Source organism: Enterococcus avium ATCC 14025 (genome assembly GCF_000406965.1).
Classification (GTDB): Bacteria; Bacillota; Bacilli; order Lactobacillales; family Enterococcaceae; genus Enterococcus_A; species Enterococcus_A avium.
This window is the reverse complement of the sequence record NZ_KE136363.1, coordinates 540,946-555,938: the sequence shown is the minus strand read 5'-3', so window position 1 is coordinate 555,938 and position 14,993 is coordinate 540,946. Positions and strand designations below refer to the sequence as shown.

General features: G+C 38.9%; 13 protein-coding genes and 1 riboswitch. Of the genes, 11 read left to right on the top strand and 2 right to left on the bottom strand.

Features of this window, described 5'->3' with window-relative positions; genetic code table 11:
• Window positions 1-352 precede the first annotated feature (352 nt).
• The 3 genes from OMU_RS23935 to OMU_RS12880 all read left to right on the top strand — a co-directional run bounded on the left by OMU_RS23935 (window position 353) and on the right by OMU_RS12880 (window position 2,461).
• The gene (locus OMU_RS23935; RefSeq protein WP_016178252.1) at window positions 353-475 is read left to right on the top strand and encodes a hypothetical protein; all 123 of its coding nucleotides are present in this window, start codon (window positions 353-355) and stop codon (window positions 473-475) included.
• Between the two features lie 68 nt (window positions 476-543).
• The gene (gene ltrA / locus OMU_RS12885; RefSeq protein ID WP_016178253.1) at window positions 544-1,788 is read left to right on the top strand and encodes a group II intron reverse transcriptase/maturase; all 1,245 of its coding nucleotides are present in this window, start codon (window positions 544-546) and stop codon (window positions 1,786-1,788) included.
• A gap of 118 nt (window positions 1,789-1,906) precedes the next feature.
• Window positions 1,907-2,461, top strand: coding sequence for a group II intron maturase-specific domain-containing protein (locus OMU_RS12880; protein ID WP_016178548.1), 555 nt, complete (start codon window positions 1,907-1,909; stop codon window positions 2,459-2,461).
• 75 nt (window positions 2,462-2,536) lie between these two features.
• On the opposite strand, the gene OMU_RS12875 is transcribed toward OMU_RS12880, so the two are convergent.
• Window positions 2,537-3,547: a zinc-binding alcohol dehydrogenase family protein gene (locus OMU_RS12875; RefSeq protein ID WP_016180349.1), complete on the bottom strand. Its 1,011-nt coding sequence runs from the start codon at window positions 3,545-3,547 to the stop codon at window positions 2,537-2,539.
• Between the two features lie 157 nt (window positions 3,548-3,704).
• On the opposite strand from OMU_RS12875, the gene clpB reads away from it, so the two are divergent.
• The 6 genes from clpB (at window position 3,705) to tdcB (ending at window position 11,647) form a co-directional block, all read left to right on the top strand.
• A complete protein-coding gene (gene clpB, locus OMU_RS12870; RefSeq protein WP_016180348.1) occupies window positions 3,705-6,308 on the top strand; it encodes an ATP-dependent chaperone ClpB in 2,604 nt (867 codons plus the stop codon).
• Window positions 6,309-6,589: 281 nt separating this feature from the next.
• Window positions 6,590-7,447: a glucosaminidase domain-containing protein gene (locus OMU_RS12865; protein ID WP_016180347.1), complete on the top strand. Its 858-nt coding sequence runs from the start codon at window positions 6,590-6,592 to the stop codon at window positions 7,445-7,447.
• 286 nt (window positions 7,448-7,733) lie between these two features.
• Window positions 7,734-8,663, top strand: a complete 930-nt coding sequence (gene cysK, locus OMU_RS12860) for a cysteine synthase A (protein WP_016180346.1) — start codon at window positions 7,734-7,736, stop codon at window positions 8,661-8,663.
• A 93-nt stretch (window positions 8,664-8,756) separates the two neighbouring features.
• The gene (locus OMU_RS12855; RefSeq protein WP_016180345.1) at window positions 8,757-9,194 is read left to right on the top strand and encodes a Fur family transcriptional regulator; all 438 of its coding nucleotides are present in this window, start codon (window positions 8,757-8,759) and stop codon (window positions 9,192-9,194) included.
• 336 nt (window positions 9,195-9,530) lie between these two features.
• The gene (gene ald, locus OMU_RS12850) at window positions 9,531-10,640 is read left to right on the top strand and encodes an alanine dehydrogenase (RefSeq protein WP_016180344.1); all 1,110 of its coding nucleotides are present in this window, start codon (window positions 9,531-9,533) and stop codon (window positions 10,638-10,640) included.
• Window positions 10,640-11,647, top strand: coding sequence for a bifunctional threonine ammonia-lyase/L-serine ammonia-lyase TdcB (gene tdcB, locus OMU_RS12845; protein ID WP_016180343.1), 1,008 nt, complete (start codon window positions 10,640-10,642; stop codon window positions 11,645-11,647). Before ald ends, tdcB begins: the two co-directional genes overlap by 1 nt.
• Window positions 11,648-11,734: 87 nt before the next feature.
• On the opposite strand, the gene OMU_RS12840 is transcribed toward tdcB, so the two are convergent.
• The gene (locus OMU_RS12840) at window positions 11,735-12,652 is read right to left on the bottom strand and encodes a magnesium transporter CorA family protein (protein ID WP_225844260.1); all 918 of its coding nucleotides are present in this window, start codon (window positions 12,650-12,652) and stop codon (window positions 11,735-11,737) included.
• Between the two features lie 247 nt (window positions 12,653-12,899).
• A riboswitch (purine riboswitch) is annotated at window positions 12,900-12,997 on the top strand.
• 77 nt (window positions 12,998-13,074) lie between these two features.
• Here OMU_RS12840 and OMU_RS12835 point away from each other — a divergent pair.
• Window positions 13,075-13,656 (top strand): xanthine phosphoribosyltransferase, encoded by a 582-nt coding sequence (locus OMU_RS12835; protein WP_016180341.1) that lies wholly within the window; start codon window positions 13,075-13,077, stop codon window positions 13,654-13,656.
• A 1-nt stretch (window position 13,657) separates the two neighbouring features.
• On the top strand, window positions 13,658-14,941 hold the full coding sequence (locus OMU_RS12830) for a nucleobase:cation symporter-2 family protein (protein WP_016180340.1): 1,284 nt from the start codon (window positions 13,658-13,660) through the stop codon (window positions 14,939-14,941).
• Window positions 14,942-14,993: the final 52 nt, after the last annotated feature.

The window sequence follows — 14,993 nt, the reverse complement described above, 5'->3', positions numbered from 1 at the left end:
TGTGCGCCATGAAAGTGTGCGTGAATAGATAAACTATTCAAAGCAGCTATGCTGTATAGATGATGGCAGACGGCCTGCCGAAACCGCCATACAGGTGGAGGTTTCAAACCACCTTAAGGTGCTGTAGTCAAAAGCTATGGTATTGAGCGTTAAGGAAAAGGCAACCAAGAGTTGTCAGGTGTGTGTTATGGAGATGAGTGACCATACGAACCACCCACAGAAGTGTCGAAAGCGTATAAATTCCGTCAAAACTGGGTATAGTCGTTGACCTAGGATGAGCTTGGAGGAAACCTGTTTACTGATCAGGCGGCGGGCGGCATAAAGGTGGCATGAACATAACATAGGCGTCTATATGGAACGTGGGAACCCACGGGCTGATGTCAAGGGAGTATTTCAAGCGGAAGCCCCGCAAGAAAAGAGTACCGATGCAGTCATGGGGGCAGATTGGGTTGTAGTAGTGAAGAAGCTCTTGTAACGAGAGTGGAGCGAAGAACCTGAGTTATCCAGTTTCAAGGATAAGTCAACTTTAAGGAGGAGGAACTTATGCAAGAAACAAAGTCATACAATATTTCAAAACAAGCAGTTTACCAAGCATTTCTAAAAGTAAAAGCCAATAAAGGAACTTTTGGAGTAGATGAAGAATCAATTGAGGCTTATGAATATAAGCTGAAAGATAATCTATACAAACTGTGGAATCGATTATCATCGGGAAGTTATTTCCCAAAACCGGTAAAGGCAGTATCCATTCCTAAAAAGAGTGGTGGGCTGAGAGTACTTGGGATTCCAACAGTTGAAGATAGGATTGCACAGATGGTAGCGAAGATGTATTTTGAACCTGTAGTAGAACGATTGTTTTATGAGGATTCTTATGGCTATCGGCCGAATAAGTCGGCAATCCAGGCAATAGAGAAAACAAGAGTTAGATGCTGGAAAAGAGATTGGGTACTGGAATTTGATATTAAAGGACTATTTGACAATATCAGACATGACTATCTAATTGAAATGGTAAAAAGGTACACTCAAGAGAAGTGGATTATCCTATATGTGGAAAGATGGTTAAAAGCACCTTTCCAGAGGGAAGATGGTTCGACTGTTTCGAGAAAAGCCGGGACACCGCAAGGTGGTGTAATCAGTCCAGTTCTAGCGAACTTGTTTCTTCATTATACGTTTGATGACTTCATGGAAAAAGAATTTCCTAATATACAGTGGGCTAGATATGCCGATGATGGTATTACTCATTGTGTATCCCTAAAGCAAGCGAAATATCTGAAGAAAAGATTGGAAGAACGGTTTAGAATCTTTGGTTTGGAGTTACATCCTGATAAGACAAAGATTGTTTACTGCAGAGATAGTGATAGGATGGGGAACTATCCGATAACGACATTCGATTTCCTGGGCTTTACGTTTAGACCTAGAGGCGCCAAGAATAAATATGGAAAATGCTTCACAAATTTTCTTCCGGCTGTATCAGATAAAGCGAAAAAGGCGATTCGCAAAGAGGTAAGGAATTGGCGATTACAATTAAAAGCGGACAAAAAGCTAGAGGATTTAGCGAATATGTTCAATAGTAAAATTCAAGGATGGATGAACTATTACATGAAATTCTATAAATCAGAAATGTACAGTCTACTGCGCTACATCAACCAATGTCTCGTGAAGTGGGTTCGTCGTAAATATAAAAAGCGACAAGCACGAAGAAAAGCGGAACATTGGTTAGGGGAAATCGCCAAGCGAGAAAGAAATTTATTCGCGCATTGGAAAATTGGAATATTACCATCGGCTGGATAATGGGAGCCGGATGAGCTGAGAGGTTCACGTCCGGTTCTGAGAGGGCCTAAGGGGGAGGTTCCCTTGGGCTACTTACTGCAATATCTATGTTAGAAGCAAACGAGCAGGACAGCGTGTGATGAAGAAATCCATTCAATTTCTCGAAGAACAACTAAAGTTGACGGTAAATCGAGAAAAGAGTGCGGTAGGAAGCCCATTGAAACGAAAGTTTCTTGGATTCTGCATTCTGCCAACAAAGAAAGGTATTAAAATTCGCCCTCACGCAAAAGCAAAACAGCGTGTGAAAAGCAAGCTCAAACAACTCACTAAAAGAAACCGTGGAAGAAGTATCCAACTTATTTTAAAAGAAATCAAGCAACTAATGACTGGTTGGATCAACTACTATGGAATTGGTGAGATGAAAGAATTCATGAGGGAGTTAAACGGTTGGTTGAAGCGAAGAATCAGACAATATATTTGGAAACAATGGAAGAATCCAAGAACCAAAAGGAAAAATCTGATTCGTTTAGGGATCGATAAAGCGAAAGCGTATGAATGGTCAAATACAAGAAAAGGTATTTGGTCAATCTCCAAAAGTCATATTCTTCATCGATCATTAACAGACAAAGAACTGGCCCGCCAAGGATATGAGGACATCTCCTTGAAGTACCAGTTCGTACACTCAACTTATTGAACCGCCGTATACGGGTCCGTACGTACGGTGGTGTGAGAGGGGCGGAAGGTCAGTTGGCTTTCCCCTCTACTCGATTTAAAAATGGACAACCAATTTTCCAATCATGTCGTCTTCTTCAATAATTTGATGAGCCTGATAGAAAACCTCAGGTGTGAACCCCGGAATGATTTTTGTCAGGGTACTCTTGATCTTTTTTTCTTGTAGCAGTCGTACTAGGAGCTCCAAAATGGCCCCCTGTGAAGCTATATTATGGTTATAATCGGTTTTAGCAAACATATACTCCCAATCAAAGCTACCGGATTTATTTTTGAGTTTTGCTAAATTTAAGTCTTTACTGGATTCTACGATGGAACCAAGATGACCGAATGGTTCCAATAATTCGCTCATTTCTTCAAAATAACGATCAGTAGAATGAAGAATCAGAATGTAAGGTAACGAATGATAGCCGATCTTTTTAAGTTGTTTAGTCAAATCCTTATGATGATTGATAATATGGTCGGCGCCCATCTTTTCTGACCATTCCTTGCTTTCTTTGCGAGAAGCAGTCGTAATAACGGTTAGGCCCGCCCATTTTGCAAGTTGGGTGGCAACAGAACCAACCCCGCCAGCACCATTGATGATTAGGATTGCTCCGCTATTTTGATTCTCTTTGGGCACCAAATCCATTTTTTCAAAAAGCATTTCATATGCGGTGATAAAGGTTAATGGCATAGCAGCAGCTTCATCGGCCGAAACGTCATGAGGTAATTTTGCGACGATCCGAGAATCGACAACCTGACTTTCGCTATAGCTGCCGTATCTTTTAGTAGTACCTGCGAAAAGGACGCGGTCCCCGACTTCAAGATGCTTTACTTCGCTGCCTAATTGGGTCACAACGCCAACACTGTCAAAGCCTAAGACATGAGGCTGGGGTGTTCCTTTACCTGTTTGTCTTAATTTTGTGTCAACTGGGTTGATAGAAGTAGCCATATTTTTAACGACAAGATCCGTTTTATTTAATTTAGGAAGCATGACTTCATATGTTTCAAAATGGTTTCCACTCGAAAGTTTGAACCCTTTTTCGAAGCCAATCACGCGTGAAATCATTGAATCACTCTCTTTCTATTAATGAAAGAATTGTAGCATTATTTTGTTTTTCTTCATAATAATAAACTTTAATATTGAAGGACAATTTGTTTGACCTTTACTGACCAAAGTTATATACTAATGAATGTAAACTACTATTAATGTCGGAGGTATGCTTATGAATATCGAGAAAATGACGACAACGTTACAAGAAGCAATCGCTGAAGCTCAGCAAATTGCAGTGACAAGACATCATCAAGAAATTGATATTGCTCATGTTTGGAAAATATTTTTACAGCCAAATCACTTTGGGCGCAATTTTTATACGGATGCTGGAATTGATGTGGATCAGTTCGAACGTGAAGTTGATAAAGTATTAGATGAATATCCGACCGTTAGCGGTGGAAATGTTCAATACGGACAAAATATCAGTCAGAATCTTTTCAATCTATTAAATGAAGCTGACCAGTTACGTGAAAAATTTAATGATGATTTCTTATCAACGGAGATCGTTATTCTAGCCTTAATGAAATTAAAAAATTACTCCTTGACGAAATATTTGAATCAGCAAGGATTAAATGAAAAAGAAGTACAAAAAAATATTGAAGATATGCGAGGAGGGGATCGAGTGACCTCACAAAATCAAGAAGAAACATATAAAGCTTTAGAGAAATATGGCGTGGACTTAGTTCAACAGGTTAAAAACGGCAAACAAGATCCGATTATTGGTCGCGATGAGGAAATTCGTGACGTTATCCGCATCCTTTCGCGGAAGACTAAGAACAATCCTGTATTAATCGGAGAACCTGGTGTTGGTAAAACAGCGATCGTCGAAGGTCTAGCTCAACGGATCGTACGTAAAGATGTACCAGAAAATCTAAAAGACAAAACAGTCTTTTCCTTAGACATGGGTTCATTGATTGCTGGAGCCAAATTCCGTGGAGAATTTGAAGAACGACTTAAAGCCGTTTTAAAGGAAGTCAAAAAATCAGATGGACGAATTCTACTGTTCATTGACGAAATTCATAACATTGTAGGTGCCGGTAAAACAGAAGGCAGCATGGACGCCGGAAATCTTTTAAAACCAATGCTGGCTCGTGGAGAATTGCACTTAATCGGTGCTACGACACTAGATGAGTACCGTCAATATATGGAAAAGGATAAAGCATTGGAGCGTCGTTTCCAAAAGGTGCTAGTTAAGGAGCCGACCGTTGAGGATACGATTAGTATTTTGCGTGGATTGAAAGAGCGTTTTGAAATTCATCATGGAGTAAATATTCATGACAATGCTCTAGTAGCAGCGGCAACATTGTCAGATCGCTACATTACTGACCGCTTTTTGCCAGATAAGGCGATTGATTTAATCGACGAAGCCAGCGCTAGCATTCGCGTGGAAATGAATTCGATGCCGACTGAGCTGGATCAAGTGACTCGTCGATTGATGCAGTTGGAAATTGAAGAGGCGGCTTTGAAGAAGGAAAGCGACGATGCAAGCAAGAAGCGTCTAGAAAACTTGCAGGAAGAATTGGCGGACCTTCGGGAAGAAACCAATGCGATGAAGTTGCAATGGGAAACGGAGAAGGAAGAAGTCAATGTTGTTTCAAATAAACGGGCTGAGCTCGACCAAGCAAAACATGAGTTAGAAGACGCGGAAAATAATTATGACTTAGAGCGAGCTGCTGTTCTTCGACATGGCACGATTCCAAAGTTAGAAAAGGAATTAGCTGATTTAGAAGAAAAAAATAAAAAGAGTGACATCAAGATGGTACAGGAATCCGTGACAGAAAACGAGATTGCTCAAGTAGTAGGACGTCTAACTGGAATTCCCGTAACCAAGCTGGTAGAAGGTGAACGTGAAAAACTTTTAAGTTTAAACAGCACACTCCATAAACGTGTAATCGGTCAAGATGAGGCTGTGGATGCAGTAAGTGATGCAGTGTTACGTTCGCGTGCTGGTCTGCAGGATCCAAATCGTCCGCTCGGATCATTTCTATTTTTAGGACCAACTGGTGTCGGTAAAACTGAACTGGCAAAAGCGTTGGCGGAAAATCTATTCGATTCTGAGGATCATATGGTACGGATCGATATGAGTGAATATATGGAGAAACATTCAGTGTCGCGACTTGTTGGAGCGCCTCCAGGTTACGTAGGCTATGAAGAAGGTGGTCAATTAACAGAAGCTGTTCGGAGAAATCCTTACACGATCATTTTATTGGATGAAATCGAAAAAGCGCATCCAGATGTTTTTAATATTTTACTGCAGGTCCTTGATGATGGTCGACTGACAGACTCTAAGGGTCGATTGGTTGATTTTAAGAACACAGTTTTGATTATGACGAGCAATATTGGCTCTCAAGTGCTATTGGATGGTGTGACCTCAGAAGGTAAAATCCCTGAAGCGACTAAAGAACAGGTATTAAGCATGTTACGAGGTCATTTTAAACCGGAATTCTTAAATAGAATTGACGATACAATTCTATTTACACCATTGAGTTTAGAAGATGTGAAGGGAATCGTCGAGAAAATTGTGCAGCATTTATCTCATCGATTAGAGGAACAGGAAATCCAACTAGATATCACTGAAGACGCCAAAAGCTGGATTGCAGAGAAGGCTTATGAACCACAATATGGTGCACGGCCGTTGAAGCGTTTCATTACACGTGAGGTAGAAACACCACTGGCAAAAGAGATTATTGCTGGTCGAGTAATGCCGAAAACCAAGGTATCCATTGAATTGTTTGATGATCAATTAGTATTCCAGAATCAAGCAATAGACGAATAAAATAATTATGTAAACAAAAATAATCAAAAATTAAGAACGAAACAGTGAGAGTATTTTTCAACACTGTTTCGTTTTTTCTTAATTTCTAAAGTTCATTTCATTGATATAAAAAAATCAAGTGCAATTAAACAGAAACATAACAACTTTTACGTTACGCATGTTACGATATAATGACAAATTAGTGAATTTACGGTGTTTAAATTGTTTGTTATTTGTTCTTGGATTATACTTTTAAAGTAACTAAAAATGAAAAGCTCGCGAAGGTTTCTTGGAGGTATATAATGAATCAATTTAAAACCCGCATCGAAAAATATAATTATATAAGAACACAGCAAAAGGCAAAACGAATGAAAGCCGCAAAAAGGACGCTTCCTATAGTCGGAACAGCAATGATACTTTCGCCAGCTGTTTTGACGATGAATAATGTGAAGGTAAGTGCAGCTGAAATGGGACAGACGCAAAATCAATCTGCATTTATTGAACAATTAGGCGCTTCTGCAATGCAGGTTTCAGCTTCAAATGATCTTTATGCATCTATTATGGTTGCTCAGGCTTTGGTTGAGACTGGTTTTGGAACATCTCAATTGTCGGCCGCACCGTATTACAATTTGTTTGGTGTCAAAGAATACAATGGTGGACCTTCAGTGTCAATGAGCACACAGGAATATTTGGATGGACAATGGGTTACGATGAATGAACCATTTGCCGTTTACAACAGTTACGCAGAATCATTTCAAGCACATGCTAATCTTTTAACTGGTTCTTATTATGCTGGTGCGCGGAAAAGCCATACTTATAGCTACCAAGACGCGGCGATTTACTTAACAGGACGTTATGCGACAGATCCTGGTTATGCAGGAAAGTTGATTTCTTTGATCCAAACCTATAATTTGACTCGCTTCGATACACCAGGAGCAGGTACAGCAGTGCAAACAGCGAATCAAACACAAAATACTACTGCTAGTCAAGATAGTCAATCAGCAACAGCTTCTGCTAGCGGTCAATCCTATACAGTCCAATCAGGAGATTCAATTTGGGGAATTGCTGAAAAATTCGGTATCAGTGTTGATCAATTATTGGCTGATAATGGCTGGAGTTCGGATTCAACAATTATGCCAGGGGATACAATTGTCATTTAATCTTTCAAAGATGGAGCAATTTGCTCCATCTTTTTAATGGTCTGTAGTTAATCTGTTTAGTAGTTTAATCCCAAGCGATAAATATAGGTAGTGAGGATATTTAAAATGAAGCAGCTTTCGTTATCATGATGAGATTACTGAGGTGTTTTACTGAATATCTTTATTAGAACCAAGAGAATTTGTTTAGAAAAGTGTTATTATGAGAAATTAAAAGTCGAAATTCTCGCATCTTCTGCCATTATTCGTTAAGATAACTTACATAAGGTAAGGAATGGAGCGAAGAAAGATGACAAAAATTTATCATTCAATTTTGGACACAATTGGCGAGACCCCTATCGTGAAGCTTAAGAACATGACAACGGATGAAATGGCTCAGATTTACGTGAAGCTAGAATCCTTCAATCCTGGCGGCAGTGTAAAAGATAGAATTGCTTTAAGAATGATCGAGGATGCGGAAAAAAGCGGCAAGTTGAAGCCTGGAATGATGATCATCGAACCAACATCAGGGAATACTGGTATTGGTTTGGCAATGGTAGGCGCCGCAAAAGGCTATCCTGTAACGCTAGTTATGCCCGAGACAATGAGTATTGAGCGTCGCAAGCTCATGCAGGCTTATGGAGCGAATCTAGTTCTTACTCCGGGGGCAGATGGGATGAAAGGCGCGATCGCTGAGGCTAACAGATTGGCTGAAGAAAAGGATGGATTCGTTCCAGCACAATTTGATAACCCAGCAAATCCCAAGGTTCATGAAGAAACAACTGCAAAGGAAATTGTGAATGCCTTTGAAAAAAATGGCTTAGATGCGTTTGTTGCAGGAGTTGGTACAGGCGGTACAATTACCGGAGTAGGAAACGAACTGAAACGCATGTATTCGAATATTAAGATTTATGCAGTAGAGCCTGAAGAATCACCAGTTTTAGAAGGTGGTCAATCCGGTCCGCATAAAATTCAAGGAATCGGCGCTGGATTTGTGCCAAGTATTTTAAATATTAACATTTATGATGAAGTTTTACCGGTTAAAAGTAATGATGCTATGGAAACAGCTAGAGAAATTGCAAAAAAAGAAGGAATTTTAGTTGGTATATCTTCTGGAGCCGCATTGTTTGCAGCGATAGAAGTGGCTAAAAAGATGACTTCTGATCAAAAAGTATTGGTTTTACTACCGGATAATGGCGAACGTTACCTATCTACTGAATTGTTCCAATTTAACCAATAAGTTTATGAAAAATATTAATTTTTGAATCAAGCTAGTATTTCCCCTCAGATAATAGTATCATTTTAATATAGAATCAAAACAGGAGGGGCTTATATGGTAAATGAGGCAGTTGATCAAGCGGTCAAAGAATTAAAGGCCGGCGGAGTTCGCATTACCCCACAGCGTTATGCCATTTTAGAATATTTAATCGAGTACCGCAATCACCCAACGGCTGATGAGATTTTCCGTTCGTTAGAGGGCCGCTTCCCGAATATGAGTGTGGCGACCGTCTACAACAATTTAAGAAAATTCGTTGAAATTGGAATCGTCCAAGAAATGAACTATGGTGATGCGGCGAGTCGCTTTGATTTCACGAACAAGCAGCACTATCATGCAATTTGCACAGAATGTGGGAAGATTGTTGACTTTTTCTATCCTGGATTAGAAGACGTCGAAATGGCATCTAGTAAGCTGACAGGATATCAAATCAATAAACATCGGTTGGAAGTTTATGGGTTATGTCCAGATTGTCAAACAAAAGCTGAGGAATAAATCCTCAGCTTTTTTGTTTTATCAAAAATAACAGATTTCTTGATTCTTCAAATGAGAAAAATCACATAAAAAAATTGACTGCGCTTGCACTATTTTTATTAAAAAAACTATTTGAAGAGAATATAAATATTTAAAATGAAAGTGTTCTTATTTTGAAAAGGCCTTATAACAACGTTCCTTGTTTTTTTTTTTTATTTTAAATGAAGAGAACACTGTGGATAATGAGATATCAATAACACTTAGTACATGATTGTTGCTTCTAAAATGCATTGTGATATATTAAACATGTTCCGAAGTTAAAGAACTTCAATAATAATCCATTAGGAGTGATTTACCATGAAAATTGGCGTAATTAAAGATCCAAAACAAGGTGAGGCACGTGTCGGTATGACACCTGAAAATGTGAGAATTTTAGTAGAAGCTGGAAATGAAGTGCTAGTTGATGATAATGCTGGTGCAGGTTCAGGTTTTACTAATGAACAATATATTGAGGCTGGCGGAAAAATTGTCGATACTGACGAAGCATGGACAGCTGAACTGATCGTAAAAGTAAAGGAACCAATGGAAAGTGAATATCACTATTTCAAAAAAGGTCAAATTATTTGGGGCTTCTTGCATTTAGCAGCCAACAAAGCTTGTGTTGAAAAAATGATGGAAGTTGGCGTTACGGCATTATCTGGAGAAAATATCTCAATTAATGGTGTTCTAGAATTATTAAAACCAATGAGTGCCATCGCTGGGCGCCGCGCAGTGAATTTAGGTCAATACTATCTGGAAAAACAACATGGCGGAGAAGGTATTTTACTTCCAGGAATTGATGGCGTTGAAGCTGGAACTGTAGTTATTTTAGGCGGAGGAAATGCCGCTGAAAATGCAGCAGACATGGCTGTCGGCATTGGCTGTCACGTAATCATTCTTGAAGTGAATGAAAATCGTATTAAACAATTGAAGGATCGCTATAAAGATCATAACGTTGATGTAATCGTTTCAAATACTGAAAACTTAGAAGAAAAGATCAAAGAAGCAGATGTCTTCATTTCAACTGTCTTGATTCCAGGAGCAAAGCCACCAAAATTAGTGAAAGAATATATGGTTGAATCAATGAAACCAGGTTCTGTAATTGTCGATATCGCGATTGATCAGGGCGGTACAGTAGAAACGATTGATAAACCAACGAACCATGCAGATCCAGTATTCACAAAACATGGTGTGATTCATTACGCTGTTCCGAATATGCCAGGTGCAACTCCAAGAACAGCAACAATTGCTTTGGCAAAAGGGAATATTTCATTCCTAAAAGAAGTTAGTGTCAAAGGCCTAGATAATGCACTGAAATCTGACGAATCACTATTATCCGGCTTAAGCGTCTACAATGGTAAAGTTGTTTCGAAAGCTTTAGCAGACTCAATTGATGTTCCTTATACTGAAATAGGAGATGTTCTGTAATGACTAGCACAATGACAAAGCTTCCTGTCACTATTGAAGATATTCATGAAGCAAAAAATGTGGTCAAACAGTATGGACGAGTAACACCGTTAATCCAATCAATGTTTCTAACCGCTAAAACCGGTGGGCAAGTGTTCTTAAAATTGGAAAACATGCAACTAACTGGTTCATTCAAATTTCGTGGAGCATTCAATAAAATCGCTCACTTAACCCAAGCGGAAAAAGACAAGGGCGTTATCGCAGTATCCGCTGGTAACCATGCGCAAGGAGTAGCGTTGACTTCAAAATTGTTGGGTATTCAGAGTACGATCGTTATGCCTGAAACGGCTCCGAAAGCTAAAGTGGAGGCAACTGAAGGCTATGGTTCAAAAGTTATTTTACATGGTGCTGGATTTGATGAAGCAAAGGCTTATTGTGAAAAAATCGTTGAAGAAACAGGAGTAACGTATATTCCTCCTTATGACGATGAGTTTGTAATGGCTGGACAAGGAACAATTGGCCTTGAAATCTTGGATTCCATCTGGGATGTTGACACTGTTATTGTGCCTGTCGGCGGCGGCGGACTAATTGCTGGAATCGCAGTGGCAATGAAAACTTTCAATCCAAACATCAATATTATCGGTGTTCAGGCTGAAAACATCCATGGGATGACAGCTTCATTCCGTGAAGGTAAAAAAGTGGGATATAAAAAAGCAGCGACGATCGCTGATGGTTGCGCTGTAGAGTTTCCAGGAAACCTTACCTTCGAAGTAGTTGAAGAACTTGTTGACGATATGGTAACTGTATCTGAACAGGAAATCGAACTTGCGATGAAAGATTTGATTCAACGGACAAAAATCGTAGTTGAAGGTGCTGGTGCTCTTGCAACAGCAGCTATTCTAGCAGGAAAAGTAGACAAGTATGTAAACGGTAAGAAAGTTGTTGCCGTTGTATCTGGCGGTAATGTGGATCTGAACCGAATCACCGATGTTATCGGTCATTTCTCAGTAGCAAACGAATTAAAATAGATAAGAAAAAAATGCTTCAAGCCCGAACTACGAGCTTGGAGCATTTTTTGTTTACAGTTTGAGTAACGGGTAATTGCTACTGCTTTTTTAAGCATTGTAATCTTTTCTGAAAAGATAAATACCGCTGACGATCGAAACAATCAACGCTAAAAGAACGACCATGATTGATCCGACTTCTGAGTCTTTCCAGAGTAGCCCGCCAGTATTGATTCCCCATAGACTGAAAATTAGTGTCGGTAAGGCTAGTAAGAGAGAAGCGGTATTTAAAAACTTCATCAATTGATTTAAACGGTTATCCATCATGCTGTTTATCAGACCGCTAATGGAACTCAACATCTCGCGATAAATTTGAACGGAGGTTGTTGCTTGTTTTGTTTGTAGTTCGATCTCGATAGCCAAATCACGATCGGAAGATACCAAATCAGAATCTAAAAGAGAATGAATTGTTTTGTGTTGTTCTTTTAATAAATTATCAATATAAACGAGTGTTTTCTCGGTATCTGTCGTTTTTTCTAAAATATTTCGATTCGAGCCATTTGATGCCTCTTGGCTGATTTCTTCAATCTTTTCACGTTGTAGATGTAAAAAGCTTAAGTAATGCTCATTGATGACTTGGATGGTGTGCAAGATCAGACCAGCTTCGGAAGAAATCTCTGATCCAAATTTATTTAATACTTCATCAATCAATGACTTTTCACTTATAGTAATCACAACATCATTCGTTAAAAAGACAGTGACAGTCGAAGATAAAGATTCTGGTTCATCCATTGATTTAAGGTCGATAAAAAGCATTATGCACACTGATTTTTCGTCTTCGGTCAAGTAATTTTTAAAAAATGAGACATTTGAATAGTTTTGGCCTATCGAAAAAATTCTTGAGGGAAGCTTATAGGCTTTACAAAGTTCTTCCTTTTCCTTATCTGTTGGATCGGAAGCAGCTATCCAATTCCCTTTGCTAGTCCTTTTTTGTATACCATTGTTTGAAATAGAAAAAAATTCTATCAACAGAAAATCCTCCTTACCTTCATTTAATTTCATTACTCTTATCATCTCAAAACAACTCTTGCTTGCCAATTAAAATGAATCGCTAAATTTGTAGAGAAAGCTTTCATCCTTTATAATAGAAGAAATTTTCGAATAAAGTTAGACAATCATGTCATTCACCTATAAATCTTCTCATTTAAAATAATTCTAGTTTACAGGCGGATTGTATCTGATATAATAAATTTCATATTTCATAAACTTCAATGAAAATTTTCATTAGAAGTGAACTTATATATCGTCATAATATGGTTGACAGTTTCTACCTTGTGCCGTAAACGCAAGACTATAAGTAAAAATCGTACGGTGACGTACCTTTTTTGCTTTGCAGATGAGGTGCGTTTTTTGTAGTAATCAAAAAACGACAAGAAAAGGGGAAAGTATTAATGAAAGAATTGACAGATCGCATTAGAGATAATGGCCGTGTTTTAGGTGAAGGTGTCTTAAAAGTTGATGAATTTATCACTCACCAAGTAGATCCTGAATTGATGGATGCTATGGGTAAACGATTAGCGGAAGTATTTGCAGATAAAAAAATCACTAAAGTAGTGACGATCGAAGCTTCTGGAATCGCACCTGCGCTTTATGCTGCCCAAGCATTAAAGGTGCCAATGATTTTCGCCCGTAAGTCAAAGAGCTTGACGATGGATGAAGAATTATTGACGGCTTCTGTTTATTCATTTACCAAACAGGTGACTAGTACTATTTCAATTTCTCGAAAATTCCTTTCTGCAGAGGACAATGTCTTATTAGTCGATGACTTTTTAGCGAACGGCCAGGCCGCTAAGGGATTGATCGAATTGTGTCAACAAGCTGGAGCAAGTGTTGCTGGAATTGGGATATTGATTGAAAAATCTTTCCAAGATGGCCGACAATTGATTGAAGACATGGATATTCCAGTCGTTTCCCTAGCAAGAATTTCTTCCTTACATGACGGTAAAGTGACATTTATCGAGGAGGACGCGTAGAGTGACAAGTGAAACAGGAAATGGAAAATCAGCAGTATTAGGTTTACAGCATCTTTTAGCAATGTATGCTGGAGCAGTAGCTGTACCCCTTTTGATTGGGACAGGGCTAGGATTCAACGAAGCACAAATGACGTATTTGATTTCAATTGATATATTTATGTGCGGAGTAGCAACATTGTTACAATTGACAGTCAATAAGTTTTTCGGAATCGGGTTACCAGTGGTTTTGGGATGTGCAATTCAAGCGGTGGCTCCATTGATTTTGATTGGACAAACGCATGGAGTAGGCACAGTTTACGGTTCAATTATTGCTGCAGGTGTTTTCGTGGTGCTGATTTCGGGTTTCTTTTCTAAGGTAGAAAAATTATTTCCACCTATCGTAACAGGTACTGTTATTACAACTATTGGCTTGACGTTGATTCCGGTTGCAGTTACAAAAATGGGCGGTGGAGATGCTGCGGCTAAAACGTTTGGAGAGCCTACAAATTTAATCTTGGCTTTCGTGACGATCATTTTGATCTTAGCTGTTCAAGTTTTTGGACGTGGATTCATTCGTTCAATCGCTGTTTTAATCGGGTTAGTCGGCGGAACAGTATTAGCTGCGCTTTTGGGTCAGGTTGATTTAGCGGCGATCGGTCATGCACCGATGTTCCATGTACCGCAACCATTTTATTTTGGAACACCAAAATTTGAACCATTTTCTATTTTACTAATGATTATTATTTCTATTGTAAGTATGGTAGAGTCAACGGGTGTTTATTTCGCTTTAGGCGATATTGTTGGAAAACAAGTAAAAGAAGATGATTTAAAACGCGGCTATCGTGCAGAAGGTTTAGCGGTTATTCTAGGGGGATTATTCAATACGTTTCCATATACTGGTTTTTCTCAAAATGTTGGCCTAGTTCAATTATCTGGGATTAAAACTCGTCGTCCGATTTACTTTTCAGCAATCTTTTTAATTATCTTAGGGCTGTTTCCAAAGGTCGGGGCATTAGCTCAGATTATTCCAGAACCTGTTTTGGGTGGCGGAATGCTGGTAATGTTCGGCATGGTAGCTGTCCAAGGAATGAAAATGTTGTCGAAAGTTGATTACAATGATGAAAAAAATCTATTAATCATTGCCATTTCTATTGGCTTTGGTTTAGGATTTAATGCAACGCCGACTCTATTTGCTAAACTACCTGAAACCGTTCAAATGTTTACTGGTAACGGAATTGTTATGAGTAGTTTATCGGCGATTATTTTGAATCTATTATTTCATGGCTATAAAAGAGAAGGAAAATAGAAAGAAACGCGGCAGAGGCTGCGTTTCTTTTTGTTTTAGTAAAAAACGAACA

What these genes read in the sequence shown, in the direction of transcription:
- OMU_RS23935 (WP_016178252.1), top strand. Translation starts at nt 353, where the DNA reads ATGGAACGTGGGAACCCACGGGCTGATGTCAAGGGAGTATTTCAAGCG.
- ltrA (WP_016178253.1), top strand. Translation starts at nt 544, where the DNA reads ATGCAAGAAACAAAGTCATACAATATTTCAAAACAAGCAGTTTACCAA.
- OMU_RS12880 (WP_016178548.1), top strand. Translation starts at nt 1,907, where the DNA reads ATGAAGAAATCCATTCAATTTCTCGAAGAACAACTAAAGTTGACGGTA.
- OMU_RS12875 (WP_016180349.1), bottom strand. Translation starts at nt 3,547, where the DNA reads ATGATTTCACGCGTGATTGGCTTCGAAAAAGGGTTCAAACTTTCGAGT.
- clpB (WP_016180348.1), top strand. Translation starts at nt 3,705, where the DNA reads ATGAATATCGAGAAAATGACGACAACGTTACAAGAAGCAATCGCTGAA.
- OMU_RS12865 (WP_016180347.1), top strand. Translation starts at nt 6,590, where the DNA reads ATGAATCAATTTAAAACCCGCATCGAAAAATATAATTATATAAGAACA.
- cysK (WP_016180346.1), top strand. Translation starts at nt 7,734, where the DNA reads ATGACAAAAATTTATCATTCAATTTTGGACACAATTGGCGAGACCCCT.
- OMU_RS12855 (WP_016180345.1), top strand. Translation starts at nt 8,757, where the DNA reads ATGGTAAATGAGGCAGTTGATCAAGCGGTCAAAGAATTAAAGGCCGGC.
- ald (WP_016180344.1), top strand. Translation starts at nt 9,531, where the DNA reads ATGAAAATTGGCGTAATTAAAGATCCAAAACAAGGTGAGGCACGTGTC.
- tdcB (WP_016180343.1), top strand. Translation starts at nt 10,640, where the DNA reads ATGACTAGCACAATGACAAAGCTTCCTGTCACTATTGAAGATATTCAT.
- OMU_RS12835 (WP_016180341.1), top strand. Translation starts at nt 13,075, where the DNA reads ATGAAAGAATTGACAGATCGCATTAGAGATAATGGCCGTGTTTTAGGT.